We start from the raw sequence: 15,741 nt of genomic DNA on the forward strand, positions 1-15,741 counted from the left end.
TACTCCGGTTGAGTTTGAATTTAAAAAAATCAGTAATTGTTCAGTGACTGGTCTCTGTTTTTATTCTGGCAGTCACCAGGATCCCAAAGCTATTCCTGTTCTTCCCATCCGCTTTGAATTTTGTCAATGACTGCCTTGATGTCCTGGACCTGGTTCTCGGGGCAGACGCCGAAAAGGGGGGCTCCCGTCTCCACGCTTTCATTGGAGTTGAAGTAAGCTGTGTAGATTATCCCCTGCGGTCCCTGATAGGTAATGGTGGTCTCGCGTTTCATCCTGGAAAGAATAAGCACCTCGTCGCCTTCTTTGACGCTGACGGAACGAAGGCCCTGGGATTTTATCTTGGTGTCGATCTCGGATACAAAATAATAGCGCCCTTTCTCCGGGGCAATGAAGAGATGCAGGGCTTTTTTAAGGATTATGTCCATCACCTCCTGCTTGGTCAGGCAATGCCTGATCTTCATAAGCGGTGTGCCGGCCTGGACAAACTCCCGGTCGCTGACGTCGTAAAATTCCACCACCTCGCCCTTTTCCGGGGCATAAATGGGTTTGGGGTTGCCTTCGCGCACTAACCTGGCCAGCAGTGTACCGGGACGCTCAAGCCATGTCCCTGAGGCCCCTTTGACCTTTACTCCTGTCTGGTTGACTGCGAATTCGATACGCCCGGAATGCGGCGCACTGACGGTTATTTCCTTGTATGGGGCCTGTTTTATTTCATTTAAAAGGGATATGGTGTCGATCAAGGCATGGCTCCTTTATTGGCGGAAGCAATGTCACTTCTGCTTATTACCTGTAATATAAAAACTCCCCACCCATGGTCATCAGGGCATGGTGCAGGTTGTTTCTGATCTCCCGGCGGTCCCAGATGCCCTGTATGTGTCCCCTGGACAGAGCCTGAAAGGACTTGTGGTAGTTGGGGGGGATGTCCATGCCGGTGGTTTCCCTGATGACTCCGGGGCCGGCAAAGCCGATGTTGGCTGAGCGGATGGCGAATTGGTAAGGTGAACATCCCAGAAAACTGGCCACGGGTCCGGCATAGGAGTTGGTGTCGTAGACCACGAGATACAGTCCACCGGATTCCAGGTATCTGCGCACAGCCAGGGTGCACCTGGGCATCTGAAGAAGTCCGTTGGTGCCCTCCTGGATCCGGATGCCGGCTGTGCCGTGCACATAGGCCAGAAAGGGCATATGCTTTCGCCTGGCCTGTTCCGCGGCCCTGATGAATTTTTCCCCTTCAGCCGCGCCCACGCTTCCGCCCCTGAACCTGGCCAGGAGCATGGCCACCGCTACCTGGATGCCCTTTATTTTGGCCTCGAAAGTCATGCAGGCACTCTTGTGTCCGGTCTGCTTCTTGGCCTTGTCCAGCTTGTGGGTCAGTCCGTCGAATTCCAGGGGGTTGGAGGCCTCTATGGGGGCATTGAATTCACGGATGGAGCGGGAATCAAATACATTAAACAGGTACCATTCATATTCCATGGGAAAGTGATGTCCGCAATGGCTGCAGACTCCTGCAAAATCTCCGAAAAGGTCCGGGGCCCACAAATCCAGGCAGTTGTGTTTCTCGCTGTTGGGACAGGTCAGGGTCTTGTCCTGGTTGGCCTGAGGGCTTACGTACCTGCAGTGTTCGTTCCAGGACATGCCCGCTTCCCAGGTGGAAAGGGTGGTCAACTGACAGGCGTCCTCCCTTTCTTTTCTGACCCAGGGAAGCTTCTTGAAGAGGCTGGAAAAGCGGTGAGTGACCCTGTCCATGAGGGCATGTACTTCGCCCTGCACGTCTTCAGCCAGGTGGGTGATGGCCCTCTGGTGCCGGCCGAAGAATTCGTAGCGCAAAAAGGAATAGACGGACCAGCCGGTTTCCAGGACAGCGCTTTTACATTTCTGAAAGTTGGTGGACCTGTCCTGGTATGCCCAGGAGCAGAGCCCGCGGTATTTCTGATATCTTCTCCAAATCAGACGTTCCTTGGACTTGGAGGATATGCTCCAGCGGACATAGATATTGGGGTTGTTGAGCTTTCTAAGGGCAATGGCTCTGAAGAGCTTGACCCCGCGGATGGAAAGAACAATCTCATCGGTGGCCAGGATGACTTCCCGGCGCAGTTTGCGGAAAAAGTCGAAATGATCAGGCCTGGCCCCCAGGGGCGGTTCCTGCAGGATGCGGTCCACGTAGCCCATTTCCAGGTTGTCCCTGGCGGTGATTCTCAGCTGCCTGGCGCAGCTTTCCACCAGTTGTGCCGAGGCCTTGCGGGTGGAACTGGAGCGTCCTTCAATGGCGGCTGCTCCTTCCGGGGATATGACCGAGTAGTAGCCGTGGGAGAGCATTATCCTGGTGTCGGTCAGGCCGATGGCTTCGGCTCCCCCGGAGCCCCCTTCGGAAAGAACGGCTATCACCGGAACCCTGATGCCGGCCATGGCGTAGATATTTCTGGCTATCTGCTGCGCTGCGCCGGGGTAGTCCTCTATGGGATACGACCCCGGGGTGAATATGTAGGTATGGATGGGTATGTTTTCGCGCTCTGCAACCTTCATGTATTCCAGGGCCTTGGCATTGCCCCAGGGTTTTACCGAGCCCCCGTTTCTGAATTCCTCGCCATGGCCTTTTTCCTGGCCGATGACCATTACCGGCTGCTTGTACGTCTTTTTGCCCACATTGCGGGTTATGTAGGCCCGGGCGATGATCATGGACGGGTCGATGCTGTATTCGCCCTGCCCACCGATCTCTGTATAGTTGTCGTAGACGTTTTCCAGGATGTCTTTGAGGCAGACCCTCTGGGGATGACGCACAATGCGCACCCTGTCCATGGGGGTCAGCTCTTTTTCCAGCTTGTTCTCCAGGAAGCTGAAGAGGTCGCTTAGAGATGTCAGCTGTCGCTTAATCTGTCCCGGGCCAAGAGATGGCAGGTTGTGGATGAAATCCTGCAGTTTGGAGCGCAACAAAGTGATATTGGTGTTCTCCCTGTTGCCGAATATGTCTTCGATGTATTGCAGACGTTCTCTTAAGTCCTGGATCTGTTTTTCTATATCTGTCATATTTTTGGGGAGTTAAAGGGTTGTCTGTGTTCAAAAAATCAGCAGTCTGTCTGTTTTCTCTTTGAGGTAGTTGATGTTGGATTTGAGAGGTTCACCCACGTTGTTTCTACCCTCCAGGGTCAGCTGGTTCAAAAAGCTGATTCCCCGCTTTTTGGCTTCTTTAAGGTCTTTGCCCCAGACGATGCCCAGGGCCAGGTTGGGGTCGAATTCCGTAGGGATGTCGTAAGCCCGGTCCCTGGGGATGTGCGTGTGCATCCTGAGCCAGGGATGTTCGGGCCAGGAAAATTGCTCTATTCTGCCCACCCAGGGGGTGAATGCATTGTCCGGGTCTTCGGCAAGGATGCGGTACTCTATGCCTACACCTTCAAACCTGATGCTGCTTTGATCAAAGTCCATCTTTTCCCCGAGGCCGATGCGGATCTGCTCCCGGATGAGGTCCACCTCCATATCCTCAATGCGGGAGGTAATGGCCGAGACTCCGTTTTCCACCTGGATGCGTGTATTGACCTCCATGAGAAAGGGTTCCCCTGTGGGGCTGACTATCCATTCCCAGGTGCCGATACTGTTGTAGCCCACATTCTGAGCCATGCGTACGGAATAATTTATGATGTCGTCCAGTACCCGCCCGGCGTCAAAGGCGTAACTTATTGCACCGGGATCAAATCCCGGTGCAACTTCGATTCTTTTCTGCCTGCCTGTACTTTGCACTGTGCAGTTGCGGGTTCCGAAATGCACCACGTTGCCATGGCTGTCTGCCAGGATCTGTACTTCCAGGTGATTGAAATCAAAAAGCCTTTGCTCGATGAGCACGCCCTCGTCCCGGAACTGTCGGCGGGCGTAGTTTTTGACCTTTCTAAGGACGTTGCGGAAGCGATCGGGATCATTGACCTCCTCGATGCCCATGCCTCCGCCTCCGGCAGAGGCCTTGACCAGGATTACAGGCTGTTCAATACCCTGTTCCTGCTGGAAATTGAAAAGAGAGCGGGCTATCTCCTCGGCCTCCAGGTCGTCGAAGATGGGGCGGTCTGAGCCGGGTATGGTGGGTACGCCCAGTTGTCTGGCCAGCCTTTTGGTGTTGATTTTGTCTCCCAGGTCCTGGATTATTTTCCAGGAAGGCCCGATGAACTCCAGTTTTCTGCTTCTCTGGACTACCCGGCGGGCAAAACGGAAATCTTCGGCAAAGAATCCGTACCCCGGGTGCACTGCTGTGGCCTGGCTCTGGTCAGCCACGGCGAAAATCTCGTTGGGATCCTGATAGGAGCTTATGCGGTAAAGGCAGTCTTCACCGCCCTGTTTTAAAGCCTCTGTGCAGTGTTCCGACTGGGCATCCTCCCTGGTGTAGACGCAGACAAAGTCATGACCCAGGTCCATACATGCCTTGAGTATGCGGATGGCGATTTCTCCGCGGTTGGCAATGAGCACTTTATGTTTTTTCATTTTTTTCTTCGGCCCTTTTTTTCTTTTTGGCGGCTATCCATTTTTTCTGCACTTCCAGAACCAGCTTGTCCAGTCCGGCCTCCTGGCGCAGGCCAAGGTCATGAAACTCGCAGGCCAGCATGAAATCCCTGTGCCTGACAAGCAAGGCCTTGAGTTCTTCCAGATAGGTTCTGTCTTTGATGAGCAGGTCGAGCTCCATTTCGTCACCGGGCTGGTAGTCCAGATGCTGTCTATAGGTGTTTTCAAAAGCAACACCAGTGGCGCTGATGTCCTGAACTGGAAAAGCATGTTCAAGACCCCTGATACGCACGTAAAGACCGGGGATAGAGATCCTGTATGCCCTGCGCCTGGTGCCGGTCTCGTAATCGAAGTTGAATTCGCCAAAGAAATCAGACATCTATCCCCCGATATGCCTTTCCAGGACGAATTCCACACGCCTGTTCCTGGCCCTGTTGCCCTCTGTGGTATTAGGATAGAGGGGTTGCAGGTCGGCGTATCCAGTGGCGGTCATACGTCCGGGATCAATACCCTCCTGCTTGAGAAAACGCAGGGTGTTCAGGGCGCGCAGGGAGGATATTTCCCAGTTGTCCTCGAACCTGCCGCCTTCCCGGGGAGGGATGTTGTCGGTATGTCCTTCAATATTGATGCGTTGCTCAGAGTGTCGATTAAATATATCTCTCATGTCCTGCAACAGTTCTTCTCCTTCCGGCCTGAGTTCCACCTCTCCCAGGTCGAAAAGCACTTCCGAGGGCAGGGTCAGGGTTATTTTGCCCTCATCCAGCCTGGCTCCCACTATGCCTTCAATGCCATGTTCATTCTGATAGTACTGGATATCGGCGAATGTCTCCTGCTGGGCCTCTTGGAGCTGGCGGAACTGAGTGGCTCTGTCCATGAGGACGCCGGACGTGTCTGTTCTGACCCGCATTCCCCAGTCTTCGGTTTCTTCCCGGCCCAGGGACTCCCGCACAGATAAAATGGTTTCCCGGAACTTTTCATCGCTTAAAGTGGAAAAAGAGAACAGCAGCACAAAAAAGACCAGCAAAAGAAGGGCAATGTCTGCAAAAATGGTGATCCAGTTTTTAGGCTCGTCTTCTTCCTGGTCCTGCTCCATTTCAGCGGATCTGGAGGACAGGCTGTATTTATCTTCGCTCATTTTTCCTCTCCGCCGGGGGCACGAAGGATGACAGCTTCTCGTAGACCACCCTTGGGTTGTTGTTTTCAAGGATGGACTGGGCGCCCTGGAATATGATTTCCAGATGCAGGTTCTCCTGCTGTGTCCTGCTCTTTAGTTTGCCTGCAATGGGCAAAAAGAGCAAGGTTGCAAGAAGTGCCCCGTAAAATGTGGTCAGGATGGCCACAGCCATGGCCGGTCCTATGGAAGCCGGATCATCCAGCATGGTCAGCATCTGGACCAGTCCTATAAGGGTCCCGATCATCCCGAAGCTGGGGGCGTAGGTGCCCATTTTTTTAAATACATCCTGGATAACTGCATGCCGGTTGCGCAGGGCGACTATCTCGATGCGCAGGGTCTGGGAAATGGTTTCCGGGTCAGTATTGTCGGCTATAAGCTGGCATGCTTTTTTCAAGGTTGAGTTCTCGGTCTTGATGTTTTCCAGGGCCAGCAGTCCGTCCCTGCGGCTGATTTCGGCTATGCGGACCATAGTGTTTACCACGTCGTTGGCGGTGACGCTTTTTCCGGCAAAAATGTAAAAAGCGGCCCGAAAGGCTTTGTTGATGTCCGTAACCGGAAAATTTATGCTGGTGGCGGCCATGGTTCCCCCAAGGACTATCATGACCCCGGGGACGTTGACAAAGGTATCTACTGCTCCGCCTATGAATATGGCACCAATTATAAGGGAAAATCCTACAATGATGCCGAAAAAAGTTGCAAAATCCATAAAGCATCCTTATGATTCCTGGCTTAGCGGGTTGGGCTGGGACGTATGCAGTGCTCCGGGGATTTTTTTGGGTTATCTTCACGAAAATTGCAATGATTAATCCCGGTTTTTTATGGGTGAGCAAGCCAGAGCAGGAGACAATATAACATGTCGACAGAAAAAAACAAGGTTTATGAAGCCCTTGGCTATTTAAAAAAAATTTTTCCGGATTTTCGCCCGGATGTTCTGGTGGTGCTTGGAAGCGGCCTGGGAGATCTGGCCCGGGATTTCAAGCCCTTTGCAAGCCTTGATTACAGTGATGTCCCCGGGTTTGTTGATTCAACAGTAGAAGGGCACGAGGGCACTCTTTTTCTGTGCCGGGATCAGGATCTTTGCCTGGCGGTGATGAGCGGCCGGGTCCACCTGTATGAAGGAAGAAGCCCCGGGGAAGTGGTGCGCAATCTGCGGGTCATGGGGCTCTGGGGATCCGGGACAGCTGTTCTGACCAATGCAGCCGGGGCCCTGAACCCTCTTTTTTCTACAGGCAATATAATGCTTATCACCGATCACATCAATATGACCGGGGAAAACCCCCTGGTGGGGGATAATGTGCAGGAGTGGGGACCCAGATTTCCGGACATGAGCAATATCTATTGCCGGGAGCTACAAAGTCTGGCAGCCGGGGCAGCTCTGGAGGCGAAAATCCCTTTGGAGAAAGGAGTATACATGGGTATAAAGGGTCCTTCCCTGGAGACTCCTGCGGAAACTAAGGCATTCAGGAAGCTTGGTGCTGACTCCATCGGCATGTCCACCACCCTTGAGGCTATAGCCGCCAGGCACCTGGGAATGCGGGTGCTTGGATATTCATGCCTGACCAACAAGAATCTTCCTGACTGCATGGCCGAGACCTCTCACGAGGAAATCCTGGAACAGGCCCGCAAGATAAACAATAACCTGGTGACACTGCTAAGGGAAACCCTGCCCCGACTAACCGGGGTGGTCAGGGGTCAGTAGTCAGGGGTCAGAGGTCAGGGGGCTTTGTCCAGCACTCAACTTGAGTAAGTGATTTTGCCATCCGGGGCGCAGGCCCCTCTGGGCCGGAGGCCGAGCCTGGCGGGATTGGCAGCTCAAGTTGAGTGCTGGATCGTTAGAGAGTTTTCATCCGGAAACGGTTCTTTTTCCTTTTGGCGGCGTCAATCTGTACAATTATTCGTCAACGTATTAAGATACGCCTCCTCATAATTGCTTGATTTCCTTGCCAAAAGAAAAAACTCCTCGTTTCCGGAAAGAAAACCAATAGCTTCAACATCCGGAAAGAAAGACTTTCCGGATGGAAACTAGAGAGAACACTTGCAGCGTGACAGGCAGAAAATTCAAAAAATGTGCGCTGATGAACCAGGGATAGAGCCTGGTTGTCGCCGGAATGACAAGGAGAGAAAATGTCTCATTTCGACCCAAGGCACCTGTTGAGTGAACTGGAAGACAACGTTTCCAAGCAGGACCGGATAAAGGCCGACCTGGTCCTGGAACATATTGAAAGCGCTGATGCCGGCACCCGGAAAAAGCTGATACATATCCTGGAACAGGGCAAGCCTGAGTTTGTCGGACCTCTGCTTGTTTCTCTCATTTCAAAGAGGCCGGCCCTGCAGGAACAGCTTTTAGACCTCAAGAGCGCACTCATGGCAGTAACCCTGCAGCAACCGGGAATTCTTCTCAAGACCATCGAGGACAAGGTGCCTCCCCGGGAAGTCTTTATCAGTATGGCCGGGGAGTTAAGGCTGCAGGAGGCGGCTACAGGTCTTATGGAGATCCTGGTGCGGGAGCTGGACGAAAATATTTTGAAGGAAGCCATTACCGCCTTAGGATCCATGGGAGATCCTGCCGCCACCAATTCCATAAGCGAATTTCTTTATTCCAATCACAAACCTTTGACCATCGCCGCCACCAGGAGCCTGGGACAGATAGGCACACCAACGGCCATGCAGCGGTTATCGGAGAAAATGGGCAGCGATGCCCAGCTGGACATTCTTATACTGGACATATTTTCCCAGGTTCAGGATCATGTTTCCCTCAGCAAGCTGAATCAATCCCTGAGTTCGCATTATGCCCACCTGAGAAACTATGCCAAGTCCAAGCTGGTGCGCATCGGCCCCAAGGCGGTGCCCATGCTCTGCGACAACCTCATGCACGACGACCCGGACCTCGTGATTCATACCCTGAATGTCCTGGGAGATATCGGGGATGCTTCGGCACTGACCTTTATACGCAAGATGCTGGGAAAGGAACCAAAGGATCCCAACGTGCGGTTTGCAGCCTATGAGGCCCTGGGGCGTATGCCCCTGGAGAAGGGGGCTTACATACTGGCCAGGGGTCTTACTGATCCAGAGGAGCATGTGTGCGTTGTTGCGGCTTCGGCTATTGATCAGAATCTGAACCAGGTCCTGGCCGCCGGGGTGAAAAACATGGTCCGGCAGAAGGACCAGGACGCGCTGAAAACAGTCCGGGCCATTGTCAGCGCCCAGGCCAAGAATCTCCTGGTTGCCCTTCTGGAGGAAGAGACATTCCAGGAAATGGTCACTGATTATCTTGTGCAGAGCGCTGCTCCCGAAGTGCAGGAATATTTCCGGGATCTGCTGGAAAAGTATGGTTACAGGGAACTGTCTCAGAGGCTCAAGCCTGGTGATCCTGGGGAGGACAAGAGACCGGTGGCCGTGGCCGTGGATGATTCAAAGATGATCCTGAAGATTTATAAATCCACTCTGTACGAACTGGGTTATGAGCCGCTGGTGTTCGAGTACCCGACTGAAGCCATGAAATGGCTCAGGGAAAATCGGCCGGAGGTGGTGTTTACTGATCTGAACATGCCCGAGATAACCGGAATCGACCTTATAGGCATGGTCAGGGAAATCTATCCTGACAACAGTCTGCCCATTATCATGGTCACCACCCAGAACGAGGTCCAGGACAATGAAAAGGCCAGGAAAGCCGGTGTGAGTGATATCACCTTCAAGCCCTTTACGGCTGAGACCTTGAAGCAGGCCCTGGAGGGAGCCGGCCGGCCATCCACTTGATCTGCCTGCATATTCCCATGAGAAGATTGAATTCATGCTGCCGGATGCCTGTTTTGGCCAGAAACCTTTTCAGGGGCAGCATGAAGTAATCCGGGTTGTCCGGCTGCAGGAAATCTATAAGCAGCAGGGTCTCCTGGATGTTCTGGTGCAAAAGCTGCATCTGCTCCTGGGTAACAGGAGGCGAGTCCCAGGAGGGGATATGGCGGGTTCTGGCGGCCGGTACATGCTTAAAGCATTCATACAGGACCAGGAGAACCGCCTGGGAGAGATTGAGGGACCAGGCCTGGCTTGTGGTGGGGATGGAAATGATGCGCGGGCAGAGTTCTATCTCATGGTTGGCCAGGCCTTTGTCCTCGGGGCCGAAAACCAGGGCGGTGTCCTGGTCCAGGGTTTCCGGGCGCATGATTTCCTGAGCCGCCTGCCAGGGCAGAAATACGCCCTTGCGCCAGCCACCCACCCGGGCGGAAGTGGCAAAGACCCGGTGAAAGCCCTTCAGAGCCTGTTCCAGGTTGGGGTAGTGCTCGGTTGAGCGCAGCAGTTCCGCCCCTCTGGAGGTGGCCAGGGGAGCGGCCCGTTGCGGGTCGAAGGTCTGTGATCCGGCGATGATCAGCCTGGAACAGCCCATGTTGATGCAGGCCCGGGCCACGGAGCCGACGTTTTCCGAGTACTTGGGGCGGCAGAGTATGACCGCGATGTTGTTCATGTTAGTGACTTACTCCTGAAACCTTGCTTGCCCCGTGTATTTTCTTCCAATACACTGGGGTCATAAAAAACAAGAAAATTCTCACGCAAAGACGCTAAGACGCTAAGTCAAAGACGCGAAGTAGGTGTATTGTCCAAAACCGGGACATGGTTTTGCACAAGGCTGCCTTCCTTTGCGATCTTTGCTTGCCCGGTTAAATGCGTAAGCACCTCGAAGAGGATTTAACTGGGCGCCTTTGCGTGAAAAAATGGGTTGCGGGCATGGCCCGCGTTAGACATTGAACCTGAAGGTTATGATGTCCCCGTCACGCACGATGTATTCCTTGCCTTCAAGGCGCAGCACACCCTGTTCTCTGGCCTTTTTAAAAGTCTTGCAGGCCAAAAAGTCCTCCCATCCCAGCACTTCGGCCCGGATAAAGCCTTTCTGTATATCGGAGTGGATTACACCTGCGGCTTCCCAGGCGTTTTTCCCCCGCTTCAGCGGCCAGGAGCGCACTTCTTTTTCCCCTGCGGTGAGAAAAGTGATCAAGCCCAGAAGGTCATAAGTCCGGCCAATGACCCGGTCCAGCACTGACCCCTCAATGCCCAGTTCCTGCATGAATTCCAGAAGCTCCTGCTGGTCCTCCAGCTCGGACAGTTCCCTTTCCAGCCTGGCGGAAAAGGCGACATGTCCCATGCCGGTACTTTCCGGCGGAGTTTTAAAGCCGCTCAAGCTGTCCTCAGCCACGTTCCAGGCATAGAGTACTGGTCTGGATGACAGAAAGGCAAAACCCCGCAGATCCTCATGAGCGGCAAGGTCTGGATATTCCCGCAGAGGACTGTCCTGTTCCAGGACCTGCCTGGCCTTGTTCAGGAGTTCTTCCTGGTTCTGGTCATGCAGGTGTTTGGCCTTTTTTTTGTCTTCCTGCATCCTTTCCAGTTTTTTTTCGATCACCGCCAGATCGGCGATAATGAGCTCGGCTTCAATGGCGCTTTGCTGGGCTGCCGGGTCATGGGTTCCGGTGTAGGCGTCCAGGACCGCCAGCAGACATTCAAAGCCTCTGATATCGCTTAAAACCTTGTTGCCCAGGGAGTTTGAGCCTCCCCCGGGCAGGTCCTGGAACTCTATTTCCGTATGGGTGATTTTTTTGGGTTTGAAAAGGTCGCAAAGTGGTTCCAGGCGCGGCTCAGGGACCTTGACCGCGGCCCTGTTGCCCGGGGTGCCTGGACCGGCCAGGGCTTTGAAAAGCTCAGTCTTGCCGCTGCCGCTGAAGCCTATTATGGCGGTTTTCATATCTTCACCTTTATGGATTATGGGATTAAGGGATTATGGAATTAAGGTATTAAGGGATTGAGGGATTCATTAAAGGATAAAGTTTCAGGTAACCATTCAGGGGGACAGGAATCACGCCTCTGGCGTGACTGGGGACAGTCCCCGCGTCACTTGTCCTGCACAAATACACAAATTACAGACGCAAAATTTTGTGAAGCTGCATAATCATTACTTAGCGGGGGACAGTCCCCTGGCCTTGTGCCATTAGTCAGTTTTCATCCGGAAACGGTTCTTTTTCCCTTTGGCGGCGTCAATCTGCACAATTATTCGTCAACGTATTAAGATACGCCTCCTCATAATTGCTTGATTTCCTTGCCAAAAGAAAAAACTCCTCGTTTCCGGAAAGAAAACCATCAGTTTCAGCATCCGGAAATAAAGAATTTCCGGATGGAAACTAGTCAGCACCGAGGACCCCCTGAATGGTTACAGTTTCAGGGATTCTGGACTGTCATAAAGCACGTGTGTCAAGCCTTTCTTGATTCCTTGATCCCTCAACTCATTGATCCTTGATTCTTCAAGAAACAGGTTTGTAGGCGCAGGCCGTCAAAGGCCAAAGGCCTTATAGCAAAAAGCTCTTTCTGACAAGGGAAACGCCCCGGGTCAATTTTTCCTTGCCAAAGAAGAATGCTATGCTTATACGCACCAACATTATGAGCAAAGATCTAATTATCGTCGAGTCGCCGGCCAAGGTAAAGACCATCAGCAAATTCCTGGGCAAGGATTACATGGTGGAGGCCTCAGTGGGCCATATCCGGGACCTGCCCAAGAAAACCCTGGGAGTGGATGAAGAAAGCGGTTTTCAGCCCGAATACGAGATCATCTACGGCAAGAAAAAGGTGGTCAATAAGCTCAAGCAGAGCGCTGCCAAGTCAGCCAGAGTTTTTCTGGCACCGGACCCTGACCGGGAAGGTGAAGCCATAGCCTGGCATATTGCCGAGGAAATAAAATCCAAGAATGCCAATATCCATCGTATCCAGTTCAACGAGATCACTTCCAGGGCGGTACAGGAGGCCCTGCAGAATCCAAGAGAGCTGAACCAGAGCCTGTTTGATTCCCAGCAGGCCAGGCGTGTTCTGGACCGGCTGGTGGGCTACAAGATCTCGCCTCTTCTCTGGAAAAAGGTCAAACGCGGCCTTTCCGCCGGCCGGGTGCAGTCCGTGGCCCTGCGCATGATAGTGGAGCGCGAGCGCGAGCGCCAGGCCTTTGTGCCCGAAGAATACTGGGTATTTAAGGTCAATTTGCAGACCCAGGCCCTGGAGAGTTTTGAGGCTGGACTGTGGAAGATTGCCGGTAAAAAGGCCCATGTGCCCTCGGAAAAAGATGCCCTGGCCCTGGAGGAAAAAGTCAGGGGGGCTTCGTTTACAGTGCAGTCGGTTGAAGAAAAGGAGAGATCCAGGGATCCCAAGCCGCCTTTTATCACCTCAACCCTGCAGCAGGAAGCCAGCAACCGCTTAGGATTCACCGCCAAGCGGACCATGAGCGTGGCCCAGCGCCTGTATGAAGGCCTGGACCTGGGAGACAAAGGCACCACCGCCCTTATAACCTACATGCGTACCGATTCAGTGCGGGTGGCCAAGGAGGCCCAGCAGGAGGCCAAATCCTGGATCATAAACAACCTGGGCAAGGATTATTATCCAAAAAAGACCAGGTTCTTCAAATCCAAGGGCTCAGCCCAGGATGCCCACGAAGCCATCAGGCCGGTGGACCCGTCCATTACTCCGGACGAAATCAAGTCCTACCTGTCCCGGGATGATTACGTGCTCTACAATCTCATCTGGTCCAGGTTCATGGCCTCCCAGATGGCCGCGGCCAGGTTCTGGGATACTGTGGTGACCGTCAAGGCGGCAGACACTCTGTGGCGGGCCAAGGGAGAGCGCATTATCTTTCCGGGTTTTCTGCGCATTTATATCCCGGGGGGCACCCAGGAGGACAGTCTTCTGCCCAAGCTGGCCAAGGATGAAGAGCTGGTCCTGGAAAATCTGTCCAAGGAGCAGAAATTCACTCAGCCCCCGGCCAGGTACAGCGAAGCCTCCCTGGTGCGCAGGCTGGAGGAACTGGGCATCGGCAGGCCCTCCACTTATGCAGCCATTATTTCCACACTCCTGGACAGGGAATACGTAACCCTGGAGGAAAAAAATTTCCGGCCCACTGAACTGGGCTCAGAAGTGTGCGATCTGCTTGTCGAGCATTTCCCGTCCCTGCTGGATGCAGGATTTACCGCCCAGCTGGAGCAGGACCTGGATACCATCGCTCTGGGTGAAAAAAACTGGGTGGAGGTGATGCGCAGTTTTACCGGGGAATTTTACCCCACCCTGGAAAAGGCCCAGAAGGCCATGGCTTCGGTCAAGGGGGGCAAGGAGACGGACATCAAGTGCGACAAGTGCGGAGAAACCATGCTCATCCGTTTCGGGCGCAACGGGGCTTTTCTGGCCTGTTCCAGTTATCCGGAATGCAAGAATACCAGCAATTTCACCCGGGATGACAAGGGCAGCGTGCAACTGGTGGAAAATGAGACAGTGGAACGTGAAAAGGTAGGGACCTGCCCGGACTGCGGCGGAGACTTAGTCATCAAGAAAGCCCGCACCGGAAGCCGTTTTATCGCCTGCGACAACTATCCCAAGTGCAAGCACAGCGCTCCTTTTTCCACGGGCATTGCCTGTCCTCAGGACGGCTGTACCGGGGAACTCGTGGAAAAGAGCAGCCGCAGGGGCAAGATATTTTACGGCTGCAACAGATATCCCGAATGCGATTATGCTCTGTGGAATCCGCCTGTGGCCAAGGAATGCCCGGAGTGCGGGTCAAAGGTTCTGGTGCAGAAGAACACCAAGACACGCGGGCAGCACCTGGACTGTCCGGTTAAGGGATGCAAGTACTGGGAGGAAATATGATGAGTTACTGGCTTACTCTTGAAACCCTGTCATAAAAAACAAGAAAAATTTTGAACCGCAAAGCCGCTAAGTACGCAAAGTTAAAGACGCGAAGCAGGTCTATTGTCCAAAACCGGGACACGGTTTTGGACAAGGCTGCCTTTTCATTTGCCGCAAGCCCGGCAAATGAAAAAAACCTTACTGCCTTCCTTTGCGACCTTTGCGTCTTGAGTGAGTCTTCGAACGGGCGGTTAAGGAGTCTTTATTTCTTGGGTTGCGGGCACAGCCCGCCTTAGTGGATAACCACGGTGTATTTTTTCAGAAACCCAATGGGGTGGTAGGATTCTTTGGCTTTTTTAAGACCCGGGTCGCCCATATCCTGCTCCCGGTTGACGACTTCAAAGTCCGGGGCCGAATTCTGCAGGAACAGACTGTTCATGGCCTGATACACCCCCTTGTATTTGGGGCAGCCCTTTTCGAAGTGAATAAGCAGGGTGTTGTCCGGCAGGGCCTCGGCCACGGTAAAGGCGGCCATGTCACCGTTGACCATGATCCCGGCCCCGAAAGGCCCCCGGAGTTCTTCCCAGGCGTTGAAGACCCGGACCACGACGTGATTTTCAGCTTCCAGGGTCTGGGATTCCTGGCATTCCTTCCAGAGACACCACTCCGTCTGAAGTCCAAGGGCGAATTCAATGTACTTGCGGTCCAGTGAGACGTAGGTATAGTCGTTGTTTTTTACAAACTGGTTGTACAGGTTCTTTTTTTTGTGCCACTTGTTGCCCTTCAGGGCCTTTAGTTCCGGCACGGAGTAAAGATAGTCCCAGTGTTCCCGGGCCTCATGTATTTCTACGCCTGGCAGGCTTTCCTTCCAGATAAGGGCCAGTTTTTCCGGGACCCGTATAAATCGGGCCGGCCTGGGGAAGCTGTCCAGTATCCTGGGCCAGTCTGCATTCCAGTCGCCCACCGGTGCCCAGAAGCCCTGCTCGGGCTTGTCCTGTCTGATCCAGGCCAGTTCGTGGTCAAAGGCTATTTCCAGGCCGTATTCCTGGGACCAGCCCCAGACATTGGTAAAGCTGTAGTCTGAAACGGGTTGCTGAGTTCGGGCAAGCAGACGGTTGTAACTGTCCTGCAGGGATAAATCTATGGGGTAAAATTGCATCATTGTCCTCAATCTGGTGAAAACAACTTACTTAAAGCAGGTACAAGGCATGGTCAAGGCGGATTTTTTCTGGTAAAATTCTATAATTAAGCAACAACCATTTTCCCGCTGTGCGCCATGCAGGGTTTAGGGTTTGTCAAAAAATTAGTGTTACATAATGCTTGCATAATCTGGGGTTTATCGCTCCTACGCTCTGTCCCGCCAGGGCGGGAGAGCGTAGCCCGACCGCTCCTGCGGTCATTGTGGGCGCTGAGCGTCCAGGGAATGTTCCCACGCAGAGCGTGGGAACAAT

The 15,741-nt window shown here is 53.4% G+C and carries 12 protein-coding genes; 3 read left to right on the plus strand and 9 right to left on the minus strand.

The window, feature by feature from the left end:
• Nucleotides 1–89: 89 nt before the first annotated feature.
• The 6 genes from DTHIO_RS10445 to DTHIO_RS10470 are packed head-to-tail and all read right to left on the minus strand — an operon-like array spanning nucleotide 90 to nucleotide 6,359.
• Entirely contained in the window at nucleotides 90–740 is a 651-nt protein-coding gene (locus DTHIO_RS10445; RefSeq protein ID WP_008870264.1) for a biotin/lipoyl attachment domain-containing protein, read from the minus strand.
• A gap of 43 nt (nucleotides 741–783) precedes the next feature.
• The gene (locus tag DTHIO_RS10450; RefSeq protein WP_008870265.1) at nucleotides 784–3,024 is read right to left on the minus strand and encodes a carboxyl transferase domain-containing protein; all 2,241 of its coding nucleotides are present in this window, start codon (nucleotides 3,022–3,024) and stop codon (nucleotides 784–786) included.
• Between the two features lie 30 nt (nucleotides 3,025–3,054).
• On the minus strand, nucleotides 3,055–4,461 hold the full coding sequence (locus DTHIO_RS10455; protein ID WP_008870266.1) for an ATP-binding protein: 1,407 nt from the start codon (nucleotides 4,459–4,461) through the stop codon (nucleotides 3,055–3,057).
• A complete protein-coding gene (locus DTHIO_RS10460) occupies nucleotides 4,448–4,858 on the minus strand; it encodes a PilZ domain-containing protein (RefSeq protein WP_008870267.1) in 411 nt (136 codons plus the stop codon). The genes DTHIO_RS10455 and DTHIO_RS10460 overlap by 14 nt, the downstream gene beginning before the upstream one ends.
• Entirely contained in the window at nucleotides 4,859–5,614 is a 756-nt protein-coding gene (locus DTHIO_RS10465) for an OmpA/MotB family protein (RefSeq protein WP_008870268.1), read from the minus strand.
• Nucleotides 5,601–6,359, minus strand: coding sequence for a motility protein A (locus tag DTHIO_RS10470; protein WP_008870269.1), 759 nt, complete (start codon nucleotides 6,357–6,359; stop codon nucleotides 5,601–5,603). The genes DTHIO_RS10465 and DTHIO_RS10470 overlap by 14 nt, the downstream gene beginning before the upstream one ends.
• Nucleotides 6,360–6,506: 147 nt before the next feature.
• Here DTHIO_RS10470 and DTHIO_RS10475 point away from each other — a divergent pair, with 147 nt between their 5' ends.
• Nucleotides 6,507–7,352 (plus strand): purine-nucleoside phosphorylase, encoded by an 846-nt coding sequence (locus DTHIO_RS10475; RefSeq protein ID WP_008870270.1) that lies wholly within the window; start codon nucleotides 6,507–6,509, stop codon nucleotides 7,350–7,352.
• Nucleotides 7,353–7,777: 425 nt separating this feature from the next.
• Entirely contained in the window at nucleotides 7,778–9,409 is a 1,632-nt protein-coding gene (locus DTHIO_RS10480; RefSeq protein WP_008870271.1) for a response regulator, read from the plus strand.
• On the opposite strand, the gene DTHIO_RS10485 is transcribed toward DTHIO_RS10480, so the two are convergent.
• The gene (locus tag DTHIO_RS10485; protein ID WP_008870272.1) at nucleotides 9,354–10,112 is read right to left on the minus strand and encodes an RNA methyltransferase; all 759 of its coding nucleotides are present in this window, start codon (nucleotides 10,110–10,112) and stop codon (nucleotides 9,354–9,356) included. The two genes, DTHIO_RS10480 and DTHIO_RS10485, sit on opposite strands and share 56 nt — an antisense overlap.
• 270 nt (nucleotides 10,113–10,382) lie before the next feature.
• Entirely contained in the window at nucleotides 10,383–11,384 is a 1,002-nt protein-coding gene (locus tag DTHIO_RS10490; protein ID WP_008870273.1) for a DUF933 domain-containing protein, read from the minus strand.
• Between the two features lie 689 nt (nucleotides 11,385–12,073).
• On the opposite strand from DTHIO_RS10490, the gene topA reads away from it, so the two are divergent.
• The gene (gene topA, locus DTHIO_RS10495) at nucleotides 12,074–14,311 is read left to right on the plus strand and encodes a type I DNA topoisomerase (protein WP_040418491.1); all 2,238 of its coding nucleotides are present in this window, start codon (nucleotides 12,074–12,076) and stop codon (nucleotides 14,309–14,311) included.
• Between the two features lie 271 nt (nucleotides 14,312–14,582).
• Here the strand turns inward: topA and DTHIO_RS10500 are convergent, their stop codons facing one another.
• Nucleotides 14,583–15,452: a DUF2156 domain-containing protein gene (locus tag DTHIO_RS10500; protein ID WP_144311504.1), complete on the minus strand. Its 870-nt coding sequence runs from the start codon at nucleotides 15,450–15,452 to the stop codon at nucleotides 14,583–14,585.
• Between the last annotated feature and the right edge of the window lie 289 nt (nucleotides 15,453–15,741).

This window comes from Desulfonatronospira thiodismutans ASO3-1 (assembly GCF_000174435.1).
Taxonomy (GTDB): domain Bacteria; phylum Desulfobacterota; class Desulfovibrionia; order Desulfovibrionales; family Desulfonatronovibrionaceae; genus Desulfonatronospira; species Desulfonatronospira thiodismutans.

Coding starts and splice junctions, on each gene's coding strand:
- DTHIO_RS10485 (WP_008870272.1), bottom strand. CDS start 10,112: ATGAACAACATCGCGGTCATACTCTGCCGCCCCAAGTACTCGGAAAAC.
- DTHIO_RS10460 (WP_008870267.1), bottom strand. CDS start 4,858: ATGTCTGATTTCTTTGGCGAATTCAACTTCGATTACGAGACCGGCACC.
- DTHIO_RS10490 (WP_008870273.1), bottom strand. CDS start 11,384: ATGAAAACCGCCATAATAGGCTTCAGCGGCAGCGGCAAGACTGAGCTT.
- DTHIO_RS10455 (WP_008870266.1), bottom strand. CDS start 4,461: ATGAAAAAACATAAAGTGCTCATTGCCAACCGCGGAGAAATCGCCATC.
- DTHIO_RS10500 (WP_144311504.1), bottom strand. CDS start 15,452: ATGATGCAATTTTACCCCATAGATTTATCCCTGCAGGACAGTTACAAC.
- DTHIO_RS10480 (WP_008870271.1), top strand. CDS start 7,778: ATGTCTCATTTCGACCCAAGGCACCTGTTGAGTGAACTGGAAGACAAC.
- DTHIO_RS10475 (WP_008870270.1), top strand. CDS start 6,507: ATGTCGACAGAAAAAAACAAGGTTTATGAAGCCCTTGGCTATTTAAAA.
- DTHIO_RS10470 (WP_008870269.1), bottom strand. CDS start 6,359: ATGGATTTTGCAACTTTTTTCGGCATCATTGTAGGATTTTCCCTTATA.
- DTHIO_RS10450 (WP_008870265.1), bottom strand. CDS start 3,024: ATGACAGATATAGAAAAACAGATCCAGGACTTAAGAGAACGTCTGCAA.
- topA (WP_040418491.1), top strand. CDS start 12,074: ATGAGCAAAGATCTAATTATCGTCGAGTCGCCGGCCAAGGTAAAGACC.
- DTHIO_RS10465 (WP_008870268.1), bottom strand. CDS start 5,614: ATGAGCGAAGATAAATACAGCCTGTCCTCCAGATCCGCTGAAATGGAG.